The following is a 24,247-nucleotide window of genomic DNA, read 5'->3' on the forward strand; positions in this document are numbered from 1 at the left end:
CGTCGAGAGAATTGAATCAATGCCTCATATTCTGATCGTCGAAGACGAAACCATCATCCGTTCCGCCCTCCGCCGCCTGCTGGAACGCAACCAGTACCAGGTCAGCGAGGCCGGGTCGGTGCAGGAAGCCCAGGAGCGGTTCAGCATCGCCACCTTCGACCTGATCGTCAGCGACCTGCGTTTGCCGGGTGCCCCCGGTACCGAGCTGATAAAGCTGGGCCAGGGCACACCGGTGCTGATCATGACCAGCTATGCCAGCCTGCGCTCGGCGGTCGACTCGATGAAGATGGGCGCGGTGGACTACATCGCCAAGCCGTTCGACCACGATGAAATGCTCCAGGCCGTCGCCCGTATCCTGCGCGACCGGCAGAATGCGCCGGCGGCGCCGGTGGAACGCAGCAACGCCAAGGCGCCTGCCGCGGACAAGGCGGCTGGCACGGCCAATGCCAACGGCGAAATCGACATCATCGGTTCCTGCGCCCCCATGCAGGACCTGTACAGCAAGATCCGCAAGGTGGCGCCCACCGATTCCAATGTCCTGATCCAGGGCGAATCCGGCACCGGCAAGGAGCTGGTGGCCCGTGCCCTGCACAATCTCTCGCGTCGGGCCAAGGCGCCGATGATCTCGGTGAACTGCGCGGCGATCCCGGAAACCCTGATCGAATCCGAGCTGTTCGGCCACGAGAAGGGCGCGTTCACCGGCGCCAGTGCCGGCCGCGCCGGCCTGGTGGAAGCTGCCGATGGTGGCACCCTGTTCCTCGACGAGATCGGCGAACTGCCACTGGAAGCCCAAGCCCGCCTGCTGCGTGTACTGCAGGAAGGCGAGATCCGCCGGGTCGGTTCGGTACAGTCGCAGAAAGTCGATGTCCGCCTGATTGCCGCCACCCACCGCGACCTGAAGAACCTGGCCAAGGTCGGTCAGTTCCGCGAGGACCTTTACTATCGCCTGCACGTCATCGCCCTCAAACTGCCCGCCCTGCGCGAACGCGGCGCCGACGTCAACGAGATCGCCAATGCCTTCCTCGCCCGCCAGGCGGCCCGAATCGGACGCAACGACCTGAAGTTCGCCCACGATGCCGAGCAGGCGATCCGTCATTACTCCTGGCCGGGGAACGTACGTGAACTGGAAAACGCAGTGGAGCGTGCGGTGATTCTTTCCGAGAGCCCGGAGATTTCCGCAGACCTGCTGGGCATCGATATCGAACTGGGTGACCTGGAAGACGACGACGCCTTCGACACCCTTCCGGCCATCGCCAGCCAGGCCAACGCCGCCAGCCATGAGCCTACCGAGGACCTGTCGCTGGAGGACTATTTCCAGCACTTCGTTCTCGAACACCAGGACCACATGACCGAAACCGAGCTGGCACGCAAGCTCGGGGTAAGCCGCAAATGCCTGTGGGAACGCCGCCAGCGCCTGGGCATTCCAAGGCGCAAGAGCGGGGCCACCAGCGAAAGCTGACGGGAGGGTGCGACACGGTGTCACCCTCATTCGGTAACACCGCGTTTCTGCCAAAAACTGTTACCTCACGGCGACGCCGTAACAGAAACCGGGGCTTACGGTAACGAAACCCCGGTTTTTTACGCCTCGATAATGCCCCACGACCGTGCCAACCCCTTGTTTTACTGGGCTTTGCAAAAGTTGGCACGGCACCTGCTATATGTTCGGTACAAGAACAATAACAAGCACTGCAAAACACAATAAAAATAAGACGAATCGGCTCACGCACAATAAGAACAAGACGGCGGAGGCGCAGCTAACTGATTCTTTTGGAGAGGAGTTGTGTTTGGGGCTTGCCCCACAACCAGGTAGAGAACAACAAAAACTGCACTCAAGCAGAACCTGAACTGGTTGGATCGAAAGGTCATCGCAACGTCAGCGACCAAAGCAATCCGTTTGCTCTTGTACTCCCGGTTAGGGAGACAGTCCACAGGCCCCAGGGCATTCAGTGGATCAGGGCATGAACAAAAACAAGAAGCCCGACAAAAAAACAATAAGAGCACGCAACTACTTCTTGGGGAGCTTCGGCTCCCCTTGTAGTTTCCGCCTTCTGGCACTCCCTCTGCGCAGCATTACCAGCCCATTTCTCGGGTGCCTACACCCTTTTCCGACTAAATGCTAGAATCCGTGCCCATCATGCGGCCATTCTTCCTTTCTGGCCGAAAATTCCTTCAAACAGTGCATCCCATGCTGAAGAAGCTGTTCCAGTCTTTCCGTCCCCCGGCGCGCGTCCAGCACCACAAGCGCACCACGCCCGAGGTGATCAACCATTCGCAGCACTCGCTGCAACGTCATCAATTCAGCCGTCACGCGGTGAACATCGTCGAGCGCCTGCAAAGCGCCGGTTACCAGGCCTACCTGGTCGGTGGCTGCGTACGTGACCTGCTCCTGGGCATCACCCCCAAGGATTTCGACGTCGCCACCAGCGCCACGCCCGAGCAAATCCGTGCCGAGTTCCGCAACGCACGCATCATCGGCCGGCGCTTCAAGCTGGTTCATGTGCATTTCGGTCGCGAAATCATCGAAGTCGCGACCTTCCGTGCCAACCATCCGACTGACGAAGAAGAAAACAGTCACCAGTCGTCCCGCAACGAAAGCGGACGGATCCTGCGTGACAACGTCTACGGCACGCTGGAGGACGACGCCCAGCGCCGTGACTTCACGATCAACGCGCTGTACTACGATCCGGTCAGCGAGCGCATCCTCGACTACGCCAACGGCGTGCACGATGTGCGCAACCGCCTGGTCCGCCTGATCGGCGATCCGACCCAGCGTTACCAGGAAGACCCGGTGCGCATGCTGCGCGCCGTGCGCTTCGCTGCCAAGCTCAACTTCGGCATCGAAAAGCATACCGTGCTGCCGATCCGCGAACTGGCGCCGATGCTGCGGGAAATCCCGGCGGCGCGGCTGTTCGAGGAGTCGCTGAAGCTATTCCTGTCCGGCCATGCAGCCGACACCTTCGAGATGCTGGTCGACCTGCAACTGTTCGACCCGCTGTTCCCTGCCAGTGCCGAGGCCCTCGAAGAGCAGCCGACCTACACCCACACGCTGATCAGCAACGCGCTGATCAACACAGACCTGCGAGTGAAACAAGGCAAGCCGGTCACCCCGGCCTTCCTTTTCGCCGCCCTGCTCTGGCCTGCCCTGCCAGCACGCGCCCTGCAGCTGCAGGGCCGCGGCATGCCGCCGATCCCGGCAATGAACGAAGCGGCCCACCAGCTGATCTTCGAACAGTGCCAGCGCATCGCCATTCCCAAGCGCTTCACCCTGCCAATCCGTGAAATCTGGGATATGCAGGAACGCCTGCCGCGTCGCAGCGGCAAACGTGCCGACCTGCTCCTGGACAATCCGCGTTTCCGTGCCGGTTATGACTTCCTGCTGCTGCGCGAAAGCGCCGGCGAAGACACCGATGACCTCGGCCAGTGGTGGACCGATTACCAGGAATGCAATGAAAGCGAGCGCCGCGACATGATCCGCGACCTCGGCGGCCGCGAAGACGGCAGCGGTGCCGGCCCGCGCAAACGCAAGCGCAGCCCGGGCAAGCGACGTCGCGCCGACGGTGGCGCTGGCGAATGACCCAGCGCGCCTACATCGGCCTGGGCAGCAACCTGGCCAACCCCCAGGCGCAACTGCGCAGTGCCCTCGACGCGCTGGCGCAGTTGCCGGATACGCGACTGGCGGGCGTCTCGTCCTTCTATGCCAGCGATTCCCTGTCCCCGGGCCAGCCGCGCTACACCAACGCCGTGGCCGCGCTGGACACCAGCCTCGCCCCCCTCGACCTGCTCGACGCCCTGCAAGGCATCGAGGCCGACCAGGGCCGCGAGCGCAAGGAGCGCTGGGGCCCGCGCACGCTCGACCTGGACATCCTGCTTTATGCCGATCAGGTGATTGATGAGCCTCGCCTGAAAGTGCCGCACTACCACATGCACGCCCGCCCCTTCGTGCTCTATCCCCTTGCCGAACTGGTGCCAGAAGACTTCCGTCTGGCGGACCAACGCACCCTTGCATCACTGTTGGCAGATTGCCCGTTCGTCGGGCTGGAGCGGCTGTAGCAGGGCTTGGCTGAAAGCTGCGTCCTGGCGTGCATGTGCTTGCCTGGAGCTCTGTGGCGCTCAGGCGGCGCATCGCTGTGCATGACGATACTTTTTTAGCGCCCTCGAGATCGAGCGCCGCCCGCGCGGCGCATCGCTGGCAAGCCAGCTCCCACATTTGTTGCAACGTACCTATGCCTGTCAGGCCATAGTGATCGCCTTGTTTGTAAGGCGCGATACCGTGTCGTGCCCAACGGCCTCCCCACGGTGGATCATCGAACATCCAAAAACTGACAGCGGGGATCTCACAGGCCATGGCGCGTTGCAACAAATGTGGGAGCTGGCTTGCCAGCGATGCGCCGCGCGGGCGGCGCTCGGTCTTGAGGGCACTGAAGATGTTCCGACATGCGCTCCCACCGGTAACGCCAGTAACAATGCGGTAACACCGTAATTGACTTCCCCCGCGCGCTCACGACTATAGGCGTCCCGTGGCACGACCGTGCCGTATACAAGGCCGGGAACGGATTTGACCCAAACACCACACTCGATGATGTGCCGTTCCAGAAGATGAATACATGCGTTGTACGCAGTGGTTTTTCACAGCGCCTGAACGAGGATTGCTTTTCATGCCAGACGTAACCCTGACCACTCTCCAGGCCCTCAAGGCCAAGGGTGAAAAAATCGCCATGCTGACCTGCTACGACGCGACCTTCGCCCAGGCGGCGGCCCGTGCCGGCGTCGAGATCCTGCTGGTTGGCGACTCCCTGGGGATGGTCCTGCAGGGCCACGACAGCACCCTGCCGGTGACCAATGCGGAAATGGCCTACCACGTCGCCAGCGTCAAGCGCGGCAACGAAGGTGCGCTGATCCTCGCCGACCTGCCATTCATGGCCTATGCCACCGCCGACCAGGCCTTCGCCAATTGCGCCGAGCTGATGCGTGCCGGCGCGCACATGGTCAAGCTCGAAGGCGCGGCCTGGCTGGGCGAGACCGTACGCCAGCTGGCCGATCGCGGCGTGCCGGTGTGCATGCACCTGGGCCTTACCCCGCAGGCGGTCAACATCCTCGGTGGCTACAAGGTCCAGGGGCGTCAGGAAAACCAGGCACGCCAGATGCGCGCGGACGCCATCGCCCTGGAGCAGGCCGGTGCCGCAATGTTGCTGCTGGAATGCGTACCAAGCGAGCTGGCTGCGGAAATCACCCAGGCGGTGAGCATCCCGGTGATCGGCATTGGCGCCGGCAGCGCCACCGACGGCCAGGTCCTTGTCCTGCACGACATGCTGGGCCTGTCGCTGAGCGGTCGTGCGCCGAAGTTCGTGAAGAACTTCATGGCCGGCCAGCCGGACATCCAGAGCGCCTTGCAAGCCTACGTGCAAGCGGTCAAGGACGTCAGCTTCCCCGGCAGCGAACACGGGTTCAGCGCATGAATACCGTCAAGACCGTCCTTGAACTGCGCGCCGCCGTCGCCCGTGCCCGCGGCGAAGGCAAGCGCATCGCCTTCGTGCCGACCATGGGCAACCTGCACAGCGGCCATTCCGCGCTGGTGACCAAGGCCGCCCAGCGCGCTGATTTCGTGGTTGCCAGCATCTTCGTCAACCCGTTGCAGTTCGGCGCCGGTGAAGACCTCGACAAATATCCACGAACCCTCGCCGCCGACCAGGAAAAGCTCCTCGAGGCCGGCTGCAACCTGCTGTTCGCCCCGACCGTGGACGAAATGTACCCGGACGGCATGGCCGTGCAGACCCGGGTCAGCGTCCCGCAACTGTCCGAAGGGCTTTGTGGCGCCAGCCGCCCGGGCCATTTCGAAGGCGTGGCGACCGTGGTCAGCAAGCTGTTCAACATGGTCCAGCCGGACATCGCAGTGTTCGGCCAGAAGGACTTCCAGCAACTGGCGGTAATCCGCGCCATGGTCCGCGACCTGAACATGCCGATCCAGATCATCGGCGAGCCGACCGTACGGGCCGAGGATGGCCTGGCGCTGTCGTCGCGCAACGGTTACCTGAATGCCGAGCAGCGTGCCATCGCCCCCGTGGTCTATCGCACCCTGAGCCAATTGGCCGATGGTATCCGCCAGGGCCGTCGCGATTTCCCGGCACTGATCGCCGAGGGTCGGCAGGCGCTGATCGACGCCGGCCTCAAGCCCGACTACCTGGAAGTCCGTCACGCCGTCGACCTGCGCCCCGCCCTCGCCAACGACCACGATCTGGTCATTCTGGTCGCCGCCTATCTTGGCCCTACCCGCCTGATCGATAACCTGCACCTCAATCTCGAAGCCAACTAAGCTCTCGGGACACACCGGGCCAGGACGCCCGGTGAACAGGCTGTAGCGAAATGACATATCTCAATGGCTTTTACCGGCCCGTCGCGAAATAATCCGCGACGGGCCGGTAACGGCTACACGTTCTCCGTGTCCAAGGCAGTTCAAGCAATCAAGGAACCCTGCAGCGATGGCGTATTACCGTACTCCTCATGATGTCACCGCACTGCCAGCCTGGCAGGCACTCCAGCAACACCGCGAAACCATGCAGGATTTCAGCATGCGCGAGGCCTTCAACGCCGACCCGCAGCGATTCAACCAGTTTTCCCTGAGCAGTTGTGGCCTGTTCCTCGACTACTCGAAAAACCTGATCAATGCCGAGACCCGCGACAAGCTGGTCGGGCTGGCCAATGAAGTGGGCCTGCAGCAAGCCATCCAGGCACTGTTCGCCGGCGAGATCGTCAACGCCTCCGAAGGCCGTCCGGCACTGCACACCGCGCTGCGCCGTCCGGTGGGCGACAAACTGAGCGTCAATGGCGTCAACGTGATGCCGGACGTGCATAAAGTGCTCAACCAGGTTACCGAGCTGGTCGGCAAGATCCACGATGGCCTGTGGCGCGGCTACAGCGAGAAGCCGATCACCGACGTGGTCAACATCGGCATCGGCGGCTCCTTCCTCGGCCCGGAACTGGTTTCCGAGGCCTTGCTGCCCTATGCCCAGCGCGGCGTGCGTTGCCACTACCTGGCAAATATCGACGGCAGCGAGTTCCATGAGCTGTCGGCCAACCTGCGCGCCGAAACCACGCTGTTCATCGTTTCCTCGAAATCCTTCAACACCCTGGAAACCTTGAAGAACGCCCAGGCCGCTCGCGCCTGGTACCTGGCCCAGGGCGGTTCGGAAGCCGAGCTGTACCGCCACTTCATCGCCGTGTCGAGCAACAAGGCGGCGGCCGTCGCCTTCGGCATCCGCGAAGAGAACATCTTCCCGATGTGGGACTGGGTCGGCGGACGTTATTCGCTGTGGTCGGCCATCGGCCTGCCGATCGCCCTGGCCATCGGCACCGCCAACTTCAAGGAACTGCTGTCCGGTGCCTACACCATGGACCAGCATTTCCAGAATGCCCCGTTCGAGCAGAACATGCCGGTGCTGCTGGCCTTGCTCGGTATCTGGTACGGCAACTTCTGGGGGGCGCAAAGCCATGCGATCCTGCCGTACGACCACTACCTGCGCAACATCACCAAGCACCTGCAGCAGTTGGACATGGAGTCCAATGGCAAGCACGTGCGCCAGGACGGCACACCGGTCACCCATGACACCGGCCCGGTGATCTGGGGCGGCGTCGGCTGCAATGGCCAGCACGCCTACCATCAGTTGCTGCACCAGGGCACCCAGTTGATCCCGGCGGACTTCATCGTCCCGGTGGTGAGCTTCAACCCGGTCGCCGACCATCATCAGTGGCTGTACGCCAACTGCCTGTCGCAGAGCCAGGCGCTGATGCTCGGCAAGACCCGCGCCGAAGCCGAGGCCGAGCTGCGCGACAAGGGCATGAGCGAAACCGATGTGCAAAGGCTGGCGCCGCACAAGGTGATCCCGGGCAATCGCCCGAGCAACACCCTGGTGGTCGAACGCATCAGCCCGCGCCGTCTTGGCGCCCTGGTTGCAATGTACGAGCACAAGGTTTTCGTGCAAAGCGTGATCTGGGGTATCAACGCCTTCGACCAGTGGGGCGTGGAACTGGGCAAGGAGCTCGGCAAGGGCGTCTACCAGCGCCTGATCGGCGGTATCGAGGAGCCGGCAGAAGACGCTTCGACCCAGGGGCTGATCAACTACTTCCGCGGCCGTCACCGCGGCTGACCCCCGGTCGCCGCCCCCGGGCATGGCCGGGGCAGCGGCTACACTGTCCTCACCCCCGGCTGCCTTCGAAAGGCTTCCCCGCGTCGTCGACGAAGGCAACGCCGTCCATAACAACAGGACAGGTCGTGCCCATGTTCGATATCAGTCGATTCCCCCATGCCGATGCCGTCAGCCGTGCCGCCGAGCTGAGCCAGGGCGACTATGATCGCCTTTATCGCCAATCCATCGAGCACCCCGAGCAATTCTGGACCGAACAGGCCCGCCGGCTGGACTGGATCAGCCCGTGGAGCACCGTGCAGGACTGCGATATCCGCAGCGGCAAGGCGATTTGGTTCAAGAACGCCCGGCTCAACGTCAGCTACAACTGCCTCGACCGTCACCTTGAGGAACATGGCGACAGGCCGGCGATCATCTGGGAAAGCGACGACCCCTCGCGTTCGGCCACCCTCACCTACCGCCAGGTCCACCAGCAGGTGTGCCGCCTGGCCAATGTGCTCAAGCAGCGCGGCGTGAAGAAAGGCGACCGGGTGTGCATCTATATGCCGATGATTCCGGAGGCGACCTTCGCCATGCTGGCCTGTGCACGGATCGGCGCGATCCATTCCGTGATATTCGGCGGATTCTCACCGGATGCCCTGCGCGACCGCATTCTCGATGCCGACTGCCGCACCGTGATTACCGCTGACGAAGGCGTACGCGGTGGCAAGACCGTCCCGCTCAAGCAGAACGTCGACAAGGCCCTGGCCAGTTGCCCGAATGTCAGCAGCGTCGTGGTGGTACGGCGTACCGGTGGCAAGGTGGACTGGAGCGAACCGCGCGACCTCTGGTACCACGACGCAACGGCCGGTGCCGGCGACGACTGCCCACCGGAGCCGATGGATGCCGAGGATCCGCTGTTCATCCTCTATACCTCCGGCAGCACCGGCAAGCCCAAGGGGGTGTTGCACACCAGTGCCGGTTATCTGCTGCAGGCGACGATGACCTTCAAGGTGGTATTCGATTACCGCGACGGCGAGGTGTTCTGGTGCAGCGCCGATGTCGGCTGGGTCACCGGGCACAGCTATATCGTCTACGGGCCGCTGGCCAACGGTGCTACCAGCCTGATGTTCGAGGGTGTGCCGAACTACCCGGACGCCTCACGTTTCTGGCAAGTGGTGGACAAGCACCAGGTCAACATCTTCTATACCGCGCCGACGGCCCTGCGCGCCCTGATGCGCGAAGGCCAGGGGCCACTGCAGGGCACCTCGCGCAAAAGCCTGCGCCTGCTCGGCAGCGTTGGCGAGCCGATCAATCCGGAAGCCTGGGAGTGGTATTTCAATGCCGTGGGCGAGCAGCGCTGCCCTATCGTCGACACCTGGTGGCAGACCGAAACCGGCGGCATCATGCTCACCCCGCTGATCAGCAACCGGCATATCAAGCCCGGGTGCGCGACCCGACCCATGTTCGGCGTACAGCCGGTACTGCTCGACGAGCAAGGCAAGCTGATCGAAGGCCCCGGCGCCGGGCTGCTGGCGATCAAGGCCAGCTGGCCGGCACAGATCCGCAGCGTATATGGCGATCACCAGCGGATGATCGACACCTACTTCAAACCTTTCCCCGGCTATTACTTCACCGGCGACGGCGCGCGCCGCGACGAGCAGGGCGACCTGTGGATAACCGGGCGGATCGACGACGTGATCAACGTTTCCGGGCACCGCATCGGTACGGCCGAGGTGGAAAGCGCGCTGGTCCTGCATGACAGCATCGCCGAGGCCGCCGTGGTGGGTTATCCCCATGATCTCAAGGGCCTGGGCATCTACGCCTTTGTCACGCCGATGAACGGGGTCGAACCGGACGAAGCGCTGAAGAAGGAGCTGCTGGCGCTGGTGAGCAAGGAGATCGGCAGCTTCGCCAAGCCGGAACTGATCCAGTGGGCACCGGCGCTGCCCAAGACTCGCTCGGGCAAGATCATGCGGCGGATATTGCGCAAGATTGCCTGCAACGAGCTGGAGAACCTGGGGGATACCTCGACGCTGGCGGATCCTTCGGTGGTGCAGGGGTTGATCGATAAGCGCCTGAATACCTGATATACCGGGTATTTTGGGGTCGCTTTGCGGCCCCAGCGACCTGAGCCCAAAGGTATTCATGGAAGCCCTACGCCGCCGCATCGAAACCCAGCTCCTCAGCCTCACCGGCCTGTCCCTCGGCCAACTCGACCTGGAAAACCCCAAGGGCGACCCCGGCCTGTTCGGCCCGCAGAGCCTCAGTTGGCAGGTACACGGCGATTTCCCCAGCATGCTGGCAGGCGGAATCAGCGCCTTGCTCCTGCAAATGCTTCACCCACTGGCCCTGGCCGGGGTCTGGGATCATTCCAACTTCCGCGAAGACATGCTCGGCAGGCTGCGCCGCACCAGCCAGTTCATCTCCGGCACCACCTTTGGCGCAACCAACGATGCCGAATGGCTGATCGAACGGGTCAAGACCATCCACCTGCAGGTCGCCGGCAACGCTGCCGATGGAACCCCCTACGCCGCCAGTGACCCGGACCTGCTGACCTGGGTGCATGTCGCCGAGGTACGCAGCTTCCTCGCCGCCCACCTGCGTTACCGCAACCGCCACATGGCCGATGCGGCGCAGGATGCCTACTACAGCGAAATCGCCCTGATCGCCGAGCGGCTGGGAGCGCGGGATGTGCCCAGGTCGCGGCAGGAGGTGGCGGATTATCTGCGCCGGGTGCGCCCGCAACTGGTTTGCGACGAGCGCAGCCGCGAGGTGGTGCAGGTGCTACTGAATGCCCCGGCGCCAAGCCGGATAGCCCGGCCAGTGGGGAACCTGATGATGCAGGCGGGGATCGGCCTGCTGCCCGATTGGGCCGGCGACATGCTCGGGTTGAGGCTGGGCCCGGTGAAGCAGCGGGTGGTCGATCTGGGCATGAATGCGCTGGTCGGGCCGGTGTTGCGCTGGGCGATGCGGGATGGCTCGGTGCATCGGGCGCGGCGGCGGATGGGTCTGCAGTGACTTGATGGCCTCATCGCTGGCAAGCCAGCTCCCACAGTGTCCGCGTCGAACATAAGTCCTGTGGTCAACACAAAACCCTGTGGGAGCTGGCTTGCCAGCGATGAGGCCATCAAAGTCACCACTGCCCCGACCTGCCCATCTGTGCCACTATGCGCGAGCCCACCGCAGACTCAACGTCAAAACGAACAAGACAGAGGACTAGAGCATGCAAGATGTCGTAATCGTCGCCGCCACCCGTACTGCGGTCGGCAGCTTCCAGGGCGCGCTGGCGAATATTCCCGCCGTCGATCTCGGCGCCGCCGTGATCCGTCAACTGCTGGCCCAGACCGGCCTGGACGGCGCCCAGGTCGACGAAGTGATCCTTGGCCAGGTATTGACCGCCGGTGCCGGCCAGAACCCGGCGCGCCAGGCCGCGATCAAGGCCGGCCTGCCCCACGCAGTCCCCGCCATGACCCTGAACAAGGTCTGCGGCTCCGGCCTCAAGGCCCTGCACCTGGCGACCCAGGCGATCCGCTGCGGCGATGCCGAGGTCATCATCGCCGGCGGCCAGGAGAACATGAGCCTGGCCAACTACGTCATGCCCGGTGCCCGCACCGGCCTGCGCATGGGCCACGCGAGCCTGATCGACAGCATGATCAGCGACGGCCTGTGGGATGCCTTCAACGACTATCACATGGGCATCACCGCCGAGAACCTGGTGGAAAAGTACGGGATCAGCCGTGAAGACCAGGATGCCTTCGCCGCCGCCTCCCAGCAGAAGGCTGCCGCCGCCATCGAAAGCCGGCGCTTCGTCGAGGAAATCACGCCGATCCTGATCCCGCAGCGCAAGGGTGATCCGGTTGCATTCGCCACCGACGAGCAACCCCGCGCCGGCACTACGGCCGAGGCCCTGGCCAAGCTCAAGCCGGCGTTCAAGAAGGACGGCACCGTTACCGCCGGCAACGCTTCTTCACTGAACGACGGCGCGGCCGCCGTGATGCTGATGAGCGCGGCCAAGGCCGAGGCGCTGAACCTGCCGGTGTTGGCGCGAATCAAGGCCTATGCCAATGCCGGTGTCGATCCGGCGATCATGGGCATCGGGCCGGTCAGCGCCACCCGCCGCTGCCTGGAGAAGGCCGGCTGGAGCCTGGACCAGCTCGACCTGATCGAAGCCAACGAGGCCTTTGCCGCCCAGGCCCTGTCGGTGGGCAAGGAGCTGCAATGGGATGCCTCGAAGGTCAACGTCAACGGCGGAGCCATCGCCCTTGGCCATCCGATCGGCGCGTCCGGCTGCCGCGTGCTGGTGACCCTGCTGCATGAAATGATCAAGCGCGATGCCAGGAAAGGCCTCGCTACCCTGTGCATCGGTGGTGGCCAAGGCGTGGCCCTGGCGATCGAACGCTGATCGACGCGGGGAGGGGCTGCCCGGCCCCTCCCCGTTGCGCAACTGGTAAACTGCACGCCCGCAACCAAGGCCACGTGCATGTCTTCCTTGAACCAGGCGCTGCGCGCCGCCCTCGACAACCGTCAATCCCTTCTCGCCGAACTGCATGCCCAGGGCACCGACTGCTATCGCCTGTTCCACGGCAGCCAGGAAGGCGCCCCCGGCCTCACCGCCGACCGCTATGGCCCACAGTTGCTGGTGCAGAGCTTCCACCAGACCGTGGAGCGGAACGACCTGCTGGACCTGCACGCGACCATCGAGAAGTTCCTCGGCCAGCAGTTGCACCTGGTCTATAACGACCGCTCCCGGGGCAATAGCCGGGTGGATCGCCATGACACCGTCCATGAGGCCAGCGACGAGGCGCTGGCCGATATGGTCGGCCACGAGTGGGGCCTGAACTACCGGGTGCGCGGCCGCCACGCCGGCCAGGACCCGCTGCTGTTCCTCGACCTGCGCAACGCCCGCGGCTGGGTCAGGCAGCATAGCGCTGGCAAGCGCGTGCTCAACCTGTTCGCCTACACCTGTGGCGTCGGTCTTGCCGCTGCGGCGGGCGGCGCCCGTGAGGTATGCAACCTGGACTTCGCTGAAGGCAACCTGGCCGTGGGCCGGGAGAATGGCGCGCTCAATCCGCAGGTAACACCGATGGAGTTCGTCCAGTCCGATTACTTCCCGGCCATTCGCCAACTGGCAGGATTGCCGGTCAGCCAGCGCCGTGGACAGAAACTGCCCTCTTACCCGCGTCTGCAGGCACGCCAGTACGACTTGGTATTCCTCGACCCGCCGGCCTGGGCCAAGAGCGCCTTCGGCACCGTGGACCTGTTGCGCGACTACCAGAGCCTGCTCAAGCCGGCACTGCTGACTACTGCGCAGGACGGCGTGCTGATCTGCAATAACAACCTGGCCAAGGTCGACATGGACGATTGGCGTGAATTGGTATTGCGCTGTGCCGAAAAGGCCGGACGCCCGGTGCGGGAATGGCAGGTGATCACCCCGGCAGCCGACTTCCCCTCCTTGGACGCCCGCCCGCCGCTGAAAACCCTGGTGTTGCATCTTTAAAGATTTGTATGGCGTGGCTGTCGGATCGCTCCGACAGCCTTCGGAACTCCATTTACCTGCCATACTCTAAGCGTCCCGCTCTCCACGCAGATGCCGCACATGCCCAAAGGATTGAAACGCGCCCTCGGCGCCTTGTTGGTTGCGCTTGCCCTGTACAGCCTTCTCGGCTTCTTCATCCTCCCCGGCGTTGCCCTGCGAATTGCCAACCAGCAGTTGGCGCAGTACGCCACCGTTCCCGCCCACCTACAGCGCATCGAACTCAACCCGTTCAGCCTTGAGTTGACTGTTTGGGGCCTGCAGATCGGCGAGCCGGGCAAGGAACAACTCGGCTTCGAGAAGCTTTATGCCAACCTGCAACTGGATAGCCTATGGACCAAGGCCTTGCACCTGGAGCGGGTCGAGCTGGTCAAGCCACGTACCGAGGTACTGTTCGCCAAGGATGGACAACTCAACCTGGTCAATCTGTTCAAGCTCCCTCCCAGCGAATCCAAGCCCGAGGAACCGGCCAGCGAACCGTTTCCACTGCGCATCGGCAGCATCCGCCTGAGCGACGGCTACCTGCATTTCGAGGATGCCCGCCCGAGCGAGCCGATCGAATTCCTCTACGATGCGATGAACCTGGAGTTGAAGAACCTCAGCACGTTGCCTGACGACAACACCGACATGACGTTGGTAGCTACCGGCCCCAACGGTGGCCAGATCGACTGGACCGGCACCTTCAGCCTGTCGCCGATCGCCTCCAAGGGCTCGCTGAAAGTCAGCGATGCCAAGATGAAAGCCTTCTGGCCCTACGTTCGCGATGCCGCACCGCTGGTGCTCGAGGATGGCACCTGGAACCTGCAAAGCGACTACAACTTCAGCCTCGGCAAGCAGACCGAGCTGCTGCTGGAGAACGTGGCGCTGAGCGTGTCTTCCTTCGCCATCAAGGCCCCGGACGACCGGCCGCTGGCACGCTTGGCCAGGCTGGATGTCAGCGAAACCTCCATCGACCTGGCCAAGCAACTGGTCACCGTCGGCAAGATCCGCAGTGAGCAGCTGGAAACCTGGGCCGCCCTGGAGGCCGATGGGCAATTGGACTGGCAGAAACTGTTCGCCAGCCAGCCGCCCAAGGCCACCGAAAAGCAAAAGGCCGAGCCCGCCGCCGCCGAACCTACGCCGAAAGAACAGGCCGTGGAGGACAAACCCTGGCAGGTGCTGCTCAAGGACACCCAGGTGCGCAACTACCGGGTTCACCTCGCTGACCGTACCCGGAAAGAGCCGGTCTCCCTGGATGTGGGCCCGCTGAACGCCGACCTGCAGAACTTCGACAGCCTCAACCAGTCGCCCTTCACGCTCAGGCTCGATAGCGGCGTCGGCAAGCAGGGCAAGCTGCAAGCAGCCGGCGAGGTCAACCTGGCCCCCGTGAAGGCGAAGCTGAAAGTCAGCACCCAGGACATCGACCTGCGCATTGCCCAGGCCTACATCAGCCCGTTCATCCGCCTGGAATTGCGCAGCGGCATGCTCGGTGCCGATCTCGACCTCGATCTGAAGAGCACGGAGCCGCTGGCCTTCACCGTCGCCGGCAAGGCCCGCGTCAACCAGATGCACACCCTCGACACCATCAAGGACCGCGACTTCGTCAAATGGCAACAACTTGACCTGAGCGGTATCGACTACCGTCACGGCGACGCGCTGAGCATCGGCCGGGTCGATCTGCAACAGCCCTACGCGCGCTTCATGATCAACGAGGACCGTACCACCAACATCGACGACCTGCTGATTCCGCAGCCCGCCGGCAAAGAGACCACGCCCCAGGCCAGGACTGCGGCCAGCAACGAGAAGCCGCTGGGCATACGCATTGGCCAGATCACCATTAATGACGGCTCGGCAAACTTTGCCGACTTTAGCCTGACGCCGAACTTCGCCACCGCCATCCAGCAGCTCAATGGCCAGATCGGGACCATCGACAACCGCCAGCCGGTTCCGGCCAAGGTCGATGTGAAAGGCAAGGTCGACCGCTATGCGCCGGTAACCATCAAGGGCGCGCTCAATCCCTTCAACCCGCTGGCCAGCCTGGATATTGCCACCAGCTTCAAGCGGGTCGAGCTGACCACCCTGACCCCTTACTCCGGCAAGTTCGCCGGGTATCGCATTCGCAAGGGCCGGCTCAACCTCGATCTGCACTACCTGATTACCAACGGCCAGCTCAAGGCCGAAAACAAGGTGGTAGTGGAGCAACTGCAATTGGGTGAGAAAGTCGACAGCCCGGATGCCGTGGACCTGCCAATCCGCCTGGCGATCGCCCTGCTGAAGGACACCGAAGGCAAGATCTCCATCGAATTGCCGGTCACCGGCGATCTCAACAACCCGCAGTTCAGCGTAATGCCGATTGTCTGGCAGACGTTGCGCAACCTGGTTTTGCGCGCGGTACAGGCGCCGTTCAAGCTGATCGGCGGGCTGATCGCCGGCGGCGGTTCCGAAGACCTTGGCACCGTCGCCTTCACCCCCGGCTCCAGCGATCTGACTGCGGACGCCCAAGGCTCGCTGGACAAGCTCGCCGCCGCCCTGCAGCAGCGCCCGACCCTGCGTCTGGAAATCGAAGGCACCAGCGCCCAGAGCAGCGATGGCCCGCTGATCGCCGGGCAGCGCCTGGAAAGGGAATACCAGAGCACTTATTACAAGATGCTGCAGCGACGTGGCGACAAGGTACCAGCCCAGGCCTCGATGCTTCAGGTGCCGGAAGATGACAAGCCGGCCATGCTCGAGGGCATCTACCGCTCCCGCCTGAAACAACAGCCACCCAAGGAATGGGAGCAACTGGACACCAAGCAGCGCATTGCCAACATGCGTGACGCGGTGCTGATGAGCTGGGCGGAAAGCAGCGTTCTGCTTCGTCAACTGGGCCAGGCGCGGGCCAGCAGCATCAAGGACTATCTGGTGGACAAGGGCAAGCTGGAGGATGACCGCGTCTATTTCATCGATGCCAGCCTGGGCGAAGCCGAATCCGACGGGCGGGTCATCACTCCATTGCATCTCGACGCAGAGTGATTTTCCGCCAGCCAAAAAAGTGAGCCCCGGCGCATGGCCGGGGCTCGGGGCGCCCAAATCCTTTTGGGCTGTCGCATGAACCGTCAGGATCAGCGAGCGGAACAAACCATTATCAGTTGGTTTTCAGGCCATCAGCCGAAACAGCCTGTACGCCTTTGATTTTCTTGGCGATGGCAACGGCGGTGTCTTTCTGCGCCGAAGTCACGGCCACGTCGGAGGACAGCGATACCACACCCTTGTTGGTCTCGACCTTGATGTCGGTACCTGGAATACCTTTCTCGGTGACCAGGTCGGCTTTGACCTTGGTGGTGATCCAGGTGTCGGAAGTGGCTTCCTTCGCTTTGGTCACTTCACCGGCTGCGAGCATCATCGGAGCCTGGGTGGACTGTTGAGCAGCGAAGGCGACATTGCCCAGGGTCAGGGTCAGGGCAGTAGCGGTGGCAGCAGCGATAGCGAACTTCTTCATACGAGACACTCCTGTTTTTCGAAAGGGCCTGCGCCGACATGTCCTGGCGGCAGGTGTACCTGAGTTATTGCAGGGGCTGTGCCAGTTTTTTATCCAAATAAAATCGTTTAAAAACAGTAACTTACGAATTAAGAGGTTTCGCTGGATCGTGCAATTTGCAAAGTGGGCTGCCGTTTCGCTTGCAAGATGCAAGTTACCAAACCCGAAAGCACAACACCGACCCTGTGGGAGCTGGCTTGCCAGCGATTGCTGCAGTGAATTCACCATAGCAATCGCTGGCAAGCCAGCTCCCACAGGGGTTGGTGCAAGCATTCAGAATGCATAAAAAAAGGGCCCCGAAGGGCCCTTCATTCAGCTAAGGTCGCGAGGACTCAGACGCCCGATGCCTTGGCAGCAGCAACGTCCTTGATCGACAGCTTGATACGGCCGCGGTTGTCCACGTCCAGTACCAGCACTTCGACTTCCTGGCCTTCCTTCAGCACGTCGGTGACCTTCTCGACACGAGCGTCGCTCAGCATCGAGATATGCACCAGGCCGTCCTTGCCCGGCAGGATGTTGACGAAGGCACCGAAGTCGACGATGCGCTCTACCTTGCCGACGTAGATCTTGCCGATCTCGGCCTCGGCGGTGATGCTCAGTACGCGCTGGCGTGCAGCTTCAGCGGCGTCCTTGGTTTCACCGAAGATCTTGATCGAGCCGTCGTCCTCGATATCGATCGAAGCCTTGGTTTCTTCGCAGATGGCACGGATGGTCGCGCCGCCTTTGCCGATGACGTCGCGGATCTTGTCGGTGTCGATCTTCATCGCGATCATGGTCGGCGCGTTTTCCGACAGCTCGCTGCGGGACTGGGCGATGACCTGGTTCATCTGGCCGAGGATGTTCAGGCGCGCTTCAAGGGCCTGGCCCAGGGCGATTTCCATGATCTCTTCGGTGATGCCGTTGATCTTGATGTCCATCTGCAGCGCGGTGACGCCCTTGGCGGTACCGGCGACCTTGAAGTCCATGTCGCCCAGGTGGTCTTCGTCACCCAGGATGTCGGTCAGGATGGCGAACTTCTCGCCTTCCTTCACCAGGCCCATGGCGATACCGGCAACCGGCGCCTTCATCGGTACACCGGCGTCCATCAGGGCCAGGGAAGCACCGCAGACCGAAGCCATGGAGCTGGAGCCGTTGGATTCGGTGATTTCCGATACGACGCGGATGGTGTACGGGAACTCGTCGGCAGCCGGCAGCATGGCCTGGACCGAACGACGGGCCAGACGGCCGTGACCGATTTCGCGACGGCCAGCACCGCCCATGCGACCACACTCGCCCACCGAGAACGGAGGGAAATTGTAGTGCAGCATGAAGGGGTCTTTCTTCTCGCCTTCCAGGGTGTCCAGCAACTGTGCGTCACGGGCAGTACCCAGGGTTGCAACGACCAGGGCCTGGGTCTCGCCACGGGTGAACAGTGCGGAACCGTGGGTCTTCGGCAGAACACCGACTTCGATGTTCAGCGGGCGAACGGTCTTGGTGTCGCGGCCGTCGATACGTGGCTTGCCGTTGACGATGTTTTCGCGAACGGTGCGGTATTCGATCTCGCCGAAGATGTCCTTCACTTCACCAGCGCCAGGCTGGCCTTCTTCGCCGGAGAACCTGGCGACCGCCTGGTCGCGCAGCTCGCCCAGGCGGGCGTAACGGTCGGCCTTGACGGTGATGGTGTAGGCCTGGGAAACGGCTTCGCCGAACTCGGCACGAACGGCGTTCAGCAGTTCGGTGTTGGCAACCGCTGGCTTCCAGTCCCAGGTCGGCTTGGCGGCTTCGGCGGCGAATTCCTTGACGGCCTGGATCACGGCCTGGAATTCGTCGTGGGCGAACAGCACGGCGCCCAGCATCTGGTCTTCGGTCAGTTCCTTGGCTTCCGATTCAACCATCAGTACGGCGTCGGAAGTACCGGCCACGACCATGTCCAGGCTGGAGGCAGCAAGTTGCTCGTAGGTCGGGTTCAGCAGGTAACCGGTGCTTTCGTGGAAGGCAACGCGGGCGGCGCCGATCGGGCCTTCGAACGGGATGCCGGAAACGGCCAGCGCAGCCGAGGTACCGATCATCGCAGCGATGTCCGGATCGGTCTTCTTGCTGGTGGAGACGACGGTGCAGACGACCTGCACTTCGTTCATGAAGCCTTCGGGGAACAGCGGACGGATCGGACGATCGATCAGGCGCGAGGTCAGGGTCTCTTTCTCGGAAGGACGGCCTTCACGCTTGAAGAAGCCACCAGGGATCTTGCCGGCGGCGTAGGTCTTTTCCTGATAATGGACGGACAGCGGGAAGAAGCCCTTGCCCGGGTCGGCCTGCTTGGCACCGACAACGGTGACCAGCACGGTGACATCATTGTCGACGGTGACCAGTACGGCACCGGACGCTTGACGGGCGATACGGCCCGTTTCGAGGGTTACGGTCGATTGACCGAACTGGAATTTCTTGATTACCGGGTTCACGGTTTCCTACCTTCTCTTCAGTTGCACTTGGGGGAACTGGTTTCTTGCGAATTCTTGGGCAGAACGGGGAATCGGCCCCATTGACCGTCCAGATAAAACTAGAGGTTGGGAGCCTGCCCTGCCATCGCGCTAAGCGCTCCGGCGGAACAGCCAACCAACCTCTCGGATACGCGGGGTGCGTTCGCGTGCCGGGGAGCCGAAGCCCCCGGCTGACGACCGCAGTACGCCGCGCACACCACTGGTCGGGCCGCTATTAGCGACGCAGACCCAGACGACCGATCAGGGCGCTGTAACGAGTGGTGTCTTTGCCTTTCAGGTAGTCCAGCAGCTTGCGACGCTGGTTAACCATGCGGATCAGGCCACGACGGGAGTGGTGGTCTTTACCGTTGGCCTTGAAGTGGCCTTGCAGCTTGTTGATGTTGGCGGTCAGCAGGGCAACCTGCACTTCCGGGCTACCGGTGTCGCCGGCGGCTTGCTGATAGTCGGCAACGATCTGAGCTTTTTCTTCAACGCTGAGTGCCATTTGGCTTTCTCCAAATCAACGGAAACCCGAAGGTTCCCAACAGGCCAGGGACAAGCCCTGTATTAAGAAAATGAGGTGTGACCATGCCTGTTGACAGCCACCCTCGTGTCCCCAGTACCAGGCCAAGGCCCTGCACTGACGGTTTCGATCATTCCGACCGAATCAGTCGACGCGGCGCGATGCGCCCGTCTTCGCTCACTTCACCGATACCGATGAAGCGACCGTTGTGATCCTGAACGCGGACCATGCCGAATTTCGGCGCGTCCGGCGAACGTACCGGCTGACCATGCAACCAGTAGAAAGCACTGTGCTCGGAGAACTGCAGCAACGGCCAGTCCTGCAGACCGCTGTCGGAAGGCATCAGGAAGCGATCGATCGCTTCGTTGCCACCTTCGGCGTGGGCCGCCTCGAGTTCTTCGAGGGTCACGGTCTGGGCCAGCTCGAACGGTCCGGCCTGGGTCCTGCGCAGTTCCGCGACATAAGCACCGCAGCCCAGTACCTCGCCGATGTCCTCGACCAAGGTGCGAATATACGTGCCTTTGCTGCAGCCGACCGACAGGCGAACCCGGGTGCCTTCGCACTCCAGCAGTTCCAAGCGGGTAATAGTAACAGAACGCGCTTCACGCTCCACTACTTCCCCTGCACGGGCCAGTTTGTACAGCGGCTGGCCATCACGCTTGAGAGCCGAGTACATCGGCGGTATCTGGCTGATTTCACCACGGAATCGTGGCAGAACCGCTTCAATGTCCGCGCGACCAACGGTCACATCGCGGGTGCGCAGCACTTCGCCTTCGGCATCCGCAGTACTGGTGGTCTGACCCAGTTGCATGACCGTCTCATAGCCTTTGTCGGAATCGAGCAGGTACTGGGAGAACTTGGTGGCTTCGCCAAAGCACAGCGGCAGAACGCCACTAGCCAGCGGATCGAGGCTGCCGGTGTGTCCGGCCTTCTCGGCGTTGAGCAGCCAGCGGACCTTCTGCAACGCGGCGTTGGACGTGAACCCCAACGGTTTGTCGAGCAGGATGATGCCGCTGACGTTACGGCGGATGCGTTTGACCTGGGCCACCGGTTACTCCTTGTCGCTGTCCGGAGCGTCGGCGCTCTGGTGCAGGCTGTCCTCGGCAACGGCGCGCTCGATCAGGGCCGACAGGTGGGCACCGCGGCTGACGCTTTCGTCATAGTGGAAATGCAGTTGCGGCACGCTGCGCAGCTTCATTTCGCGACCAAGCTGCATGCGCAGGAAGCCGGCGGCGGAATTGAGGACCTTCAGGCTTTGCTGGATCGCATCGTCGCCTTCCTGGCCCATGACGGTGATGAACACCTTGGCATGGCCGACATCGCGACTGACATCGACGGCGGTGATGGTAACCAGGCCGACGCGCGGGTCTTTCACTTCACGACGAATCAGCTGGGCCAGCTCGCGCTGCATCTGATCGCCGATACGTTGGGTACGGCTATATTCTTTTGCCATGTCTTGCTACCTGTAACTAAAGCGGCAAACGCCCGGCCAGGCATGAAGCCTGACCGGGCGTTGCGTTCAGAGCATCCAGCGGGGCCATGCGGCCACCTGCCTGGCGCTTCCAAGCTCGCGCATCAGAGCGTACGAGCCACCTGGACTTTCTCGAAGACCTCGATCTTGTCGCCGATCTTGACGTCGTTGTAGCTCTTGACGCCAATACCGCACTCCATGCCGTTACGGACTTCGGACGCGTCGTCCTTGAAGCGACGCAGCGATTCCAGCTCGCCTTCGAAGATGACCACGTCTTCGCGCAGTACACGGATCGGGCGGTTACGGTAGACCGTACCTTCCACGACCATGCAACCGGCGATGGCGCCGAACTTCGGCGAACGGAATACGTCACGCACTTCGGCGACACCCAGGATGTTCTCGCGAACATCGCTGCCGAGCATGCCGGTCAGGGCCTTCTTGACGTCTTCGATGATGTCGTAGATCACGTTGTAGTAACGCATATCCAGACCTTCCTGCTCGACGATCTTGCGCGCACCGGCATCGGCACGCACGTTGAAGCCGAACAGGACCGCATTCGAAGCCAGCGCCAGGTTGGCGTCGCTCTCGGTGATACCACCGACACCGCCGGCGACCACGCGAACCTGTACTTCGTCGTTGCCCAGGCCACCGAGGGAGCCCTGCAGGGCTTCGAGAGAACCACGAACGTCGGCCTTGAGGACGATGTTGAGGGTCTTCTTCTCTTCCTGGCCCATGCTTTCGAAGATGTTTTCCAGCTTGCCGGCATGAGCACGAGCCAGTTTGACTTCGCGGAACTTGCCTTGGCGGAACAGCGCGACTTCACGGGCCTTCTTCTCGTCAGCCACCACGCTCAGTTCGTCACCGGCATCCGGAGTGCCGTCCAGGCCGAGGATCTCGACAGGGATCGACGGGCCGGCTTCCTTAACAGGCTTGCCGTTCTCGTCGAGCATGGCGCGAACGCGACCGTAGTTGGAGCCGCAGAGGACCATGTCGCCCTGACGCAGGGTACCGTCCTGAACCAGCACGGTAGCGACCGGGCCGCGGCCCTTGTCCAGACGCGATTCGACCACGACACCACGACCTGGAGCGGTAGGCATCGCCTTGAGCTCGAGGATCTCGGCCTGCAGCAGAACGGCTTCGAGCAGTTCGTCGACACCGGTACCCATCTTCGCCGAAACCTTGACGAACGGAGTGTCGCCACCCCAGTCCTCGGAGGTCACGCCGTGAACGGCCAGTTCGTTGCGGATGCGATCGAGGTCGGCACCCGGCTTGTCGATCTTGTTCACCGCAACCACCAGCGGTACGCCGGCAGCCTTGGCGTGCTGGACGGCTTCGACGGTCTGCGGCATCACGCCGTCGTCCGCCGCAACCACCAGGATCACGATGTCGGTAGCCTTGGCACCACGGGCACGCATGGCGGTAAACGCGGCGTGGCCCGGGGTGTCGAGGAAGGTGACCATGCCGCGGTCGGTTTCCACGTGGTAGGCACCGATGTGCTGGGTGATACCACCAGCCTCGCCGGCAGCGACCTTCGCACGACGGATGTAGTCGAGCAGCGAGGTCTTGCCGTGGTCGACGTGGCCCATGACGGTCACGACCGGTGCACGGGAAACGCTCTCGCCTTCGAACTTCAGCGATTCGGCCAGGGAGTCTTCCAGGGCGGTGTCACTGATCAGGGTGACCTTGTGACCCAGCTCTTCGGCGACCAGTTGAGCGGTCTCCTGGTCGAGCACCTGGTTGATGGTCACCGGAGTGCCCAGCTTGAACATGAACTTGACGACTTCAGCGGCCTTGACCGACATCTGTTGCGCCAGTTCGGAAACAGTAATGGTCTCGCCGATGGTCACGTCGCGGATAACCGGACCGGTCGGGCTCTGGAAACCGTGGGCGTTGCGCTTCTTCGGCTTGGCCTTGCCGCGGCCGCCACGACGGAAGCCATCGCTTTCCTCGTCGGTGGTACGTGGGGCAGCACGAGGGGTCGGAGCTTTCTCTTTCTCCTTGACCTTGACCGAAACACGCGGCGCTTCGTTGCGGCGCTCGCCACCACGACGGTCGTCGTCACGGGTGCGGTCGTTGCGACGGTTGTCGTCTTTTTTGCGCTCGGCGGTCGGAGCCGGAGCAGCAGCTTCGACAGCTGCCGGGGCAGGCGCCGGAGCGGCTGGCTGGGCGGCCGGAGCTGGCGCTGCGGGCGCTGCAGCCTTGTCGGCAGCCGCCTGGCGACGAGCCTCTTCCTCGGCGCGTTGACGCGCTTCGGCCTCGGACTTCTCGCGGGCTGCGTTTTCGACGGCGCGGCGCTCTTCCAGCTCGCGTTTCTGCTCGGCCTGGATCTCTTCCGGGCTGCGCTGGACGAAAACCTTCTTCTTGCGTACTTCTACGCTGATGCTCTTGCTGCCGGCAACACGCAGGGTGCTGGTGGTCTTGCGCTGCAAGGTGATCTTGCGCGGTTCTTCCACTTTCGCCTTGTGACTGCTTTTCAAATGGGTCAGCAGAGCCTGCTTTTCACTATCGCTCACCAGCTGACCGGCGTCGGTGTGCGGCAGACCTGCCTCACGCATCTGCTGCAGCAGGCGCTCTACCGGTGCAGCGACCTCTTGGGCCAATTCTTTCACCGTGACTTGCGTCATGCACTTCTCTCCTCAGGCCAGCCT

The 24,247-nt window shown here is 62.8% G+C and carries 17 protein-coding genes; 11 read left to right on the top strand and 6 right to left on the bottom strand.

Annotated features, from left to right (window positions below):
- Nucleotides 1-19 precede the first annotated feature (19 nt).
- From CSV86_RS29965 to CSV86_RS30015, 11 genes are all read left to right on the top strand, one after another.
- On the top strand, nt 20-1,459 hold the full coding sequence (locus CSV86_RS29965; protein WP_009403753.1) for a sigma-54-dependent transcriptional regulator: 1,440 nt from the start codon (nt 20-22) through the stop codon (nt 1,457-1,459).
- A gap of 726 nt (nt 1,460-2,185) precedes the next feature.
- Nucleotides 2,186-3,574, top strand: a complete 1,389-nt coding sequence (locus tag CSV86_RS29970; RefSeq protein ID WP_009403751.1) for a polynucleotide adenylyltransferase PcnB — start codon at nt 2,186-2,188, stop codon at nt 3,572-3,574.
- A complete protein-coding gene (folK, locus tag CSV86_RS29975; RefSeq protein WP_009403749.1) occupies nt 3,571-4,050 on the top strand; it encodes a 2-amino-4-hydroxy-6-hydroxymethyldihydropteridine diphosphokinase in 480 nt (159 codons plus the stop codon). The genes CSV86_RS29970 and folK overlap by 4 nt, the downstream gene beginning before the upstream one ends.
- Before the next feature lie 605 nt (nt 4,051-4,655).
- Nucleotides 4,656-5,456 carry a 3-methyl-2-oxobutanoate hydroxymethyltransferase gene (panB, locus tag CSV86_RS29980; protein ID WP_009404315.1) on the top strand — a complete coding sequence of 267 codons (801 nt, stop codon included), beginning with the start codon at nt 4,656-4,658 and terminating at the stop codon, nt 5,454-5,456.
- A complete protein-coding gene (gene panC / locus CSV86_RS29985; RefSeq protein ID WP_009404313.1) occupies nt 5,453-6,310 on the top strand; it encodes a pantoate--beta-alanine ligase in 858 nt (285 codons plus the stop codon). The genes panB and panC overlap by 4 nt, the downstream gene beginning before the upstream one ends.
- A 166-nt stretch (nt 6,311-6,476) precedes the next feature.
- On the top strand, nt 6,477-8,141 hold the full coding sequence (pgi, locus tag CSV86_RS29990) for a glucose-6-phosphate isomerase (RefSeq protein WP_009404312.1): 1,665 nt from the start codon (nt 6,477-6,479) through the stop codon (nt 8,139-8,141).
- A 131-nt stretch (nt 8,142-8,272) separates the two neighbouring features.
- Nucleotides 8,273-10,207 (top strand): acetate--CoA ligase, encoded by a 1,935-nt coding sequence (acs, locus tag CSV86_RS29995; RefSeq protein WP_009404311.1) that lies wholly within the window; start codon nt 8,273-8,275, stop codon nt 10,205-10,207.
- Between the two features lie 58 nt (nt 10,208-10,265).
- A complete protein-coding gene (locus tag CSV86_RS30000) occupies nt 10,266-11,138 on the top strand; it encodes an oxygenase MpaB family protein (protein WP_009404309.1) in 873 nt (290 codons plus the stop codon).
- A gap of 205 nt (nt 11,139-11,343) precedes the next feature.
- Entirely contained in the window at nt 11,344-12,522 is a 1,179-nt protein-coding gene (locus CSV86_RS30005) for an acetyl-CoA C-acetyltransferase (protein WP_009404308.1), read from the top strand.
- A 78-nt stretch (nt 12,523-12,600) separates the two neighbouring features.
- Nucleotides 12,601-13,617, top strand: coding sequence for a class I SAM-dependent rRNA methyltransferase (locus tag CSV86_RS30010; protein WP_009404307.1), 1,017 nt, complete (start codon nt 12,601-12,603; stop codon nt 13,615-13,617).
- 99 nt (nt 13,618-13,716) lie between these two features.
- Entirely contained in the window at nt 13,717-16,644 is a 2,928-nt protein-coding gene (locus tag CSV86_RS30015; RefSeq protein WP_009404306.1) for a DUF748 domain-containing protein, read from the top strand.
- A 112-nt stretch (nt 16,645-16,756) separates the two neighbouring features.
- On the opposite strand, the gene CSV86_RS30020 is transcribed toward CSV86_RS30015, so the two are convergent.
- The 6 genes from CSV86_RS30020 to infB form a co-directional block, all read right to left on the bottom strand.
- A complete protein-coding gene (locus tag CSV86_RS30020; RefSeq protein ID WP_009404305.1) occupies nt 16,757-17,110 on the bottom strand; it encodes a BON domain-containing protein in 354 nt (117 codons plus the stop codon).
- A 371-nt stretch (nt 17,111-17,481) separates the two neighbouring features.
- On the bottom strand, nt 17,482-19,587 hold the full coding sequence (gene pnp / locus CSV86_RS30025; protein WP_009404304.1) for a polyribonucleotide nucleotidyltransferase: 2,106 nt from the start codon (nt 19,585-19,587) through the stop codon (nt 17,482-17,484).
- Nucleotides 19,588-19,840: 253 nt separating this feature from the next.
- Nucleotides 19,841-20,110, bottom strand: coding sequence for a 30S ribosomal protein S15 (gene rpsO / locus CSV86_RS30030; protein ID WP_009404303.1), 270 nt, complete (start codon nt 20,108-20,110; stop codon nt 19,841-19,843).
- Between the two features lie 148 nt (nt 20,111-20,258).
- Nucleotides 20,259-21,176: a tRNA pseudouridine(55) synthase TruB gene (truB, locus tag CSV86_RS30035; protein ID WP_009404302.1), complete on the bottom strand. Its 918-nt coding sequence runs from the start codon at nt 21,174-21,176 to the stop codon at nt 20,259-20,261.
- 3 nt (nt 21,177-21,179) lie between these two features.
- On the bottom strand, nt 21,180-21,581 hold the full coding sequence (gene rbfA, locus CSV86_RS30040) for a 30S ribosome-binding factor RbfA (RefSeq protein WP_009404301.1): 402 nt from the start codon (nt 21,579-21,581) through the stop codon (nt 21,180-21,182).
- A 122-nt stretch (nt 21,582-21,703) separates the two neighbouring features.
- Entirely contained in the window at nt 21,704-24,223 is a 2,520-nt protein-coding gene (infB, locus tag CSV86_RS30045) for a translation initiation factor IF-2 (protein ID WP_009404300.1), read from the bottom strand.
- Nucleotides 24,224-24,247 lie beyond the last annotated feature (24 nt).

It is taken from the genome of Pseudomonas bharatica CSV86 (assembly GCF_000319305.2).
Lineage (GTDB): Bacteria > Pseudomonadota > Gammaproteobacteria > Pseudomonadales > Pseudomonadaceae > Aquipseudomonas > Aquipseudomonas bharatica.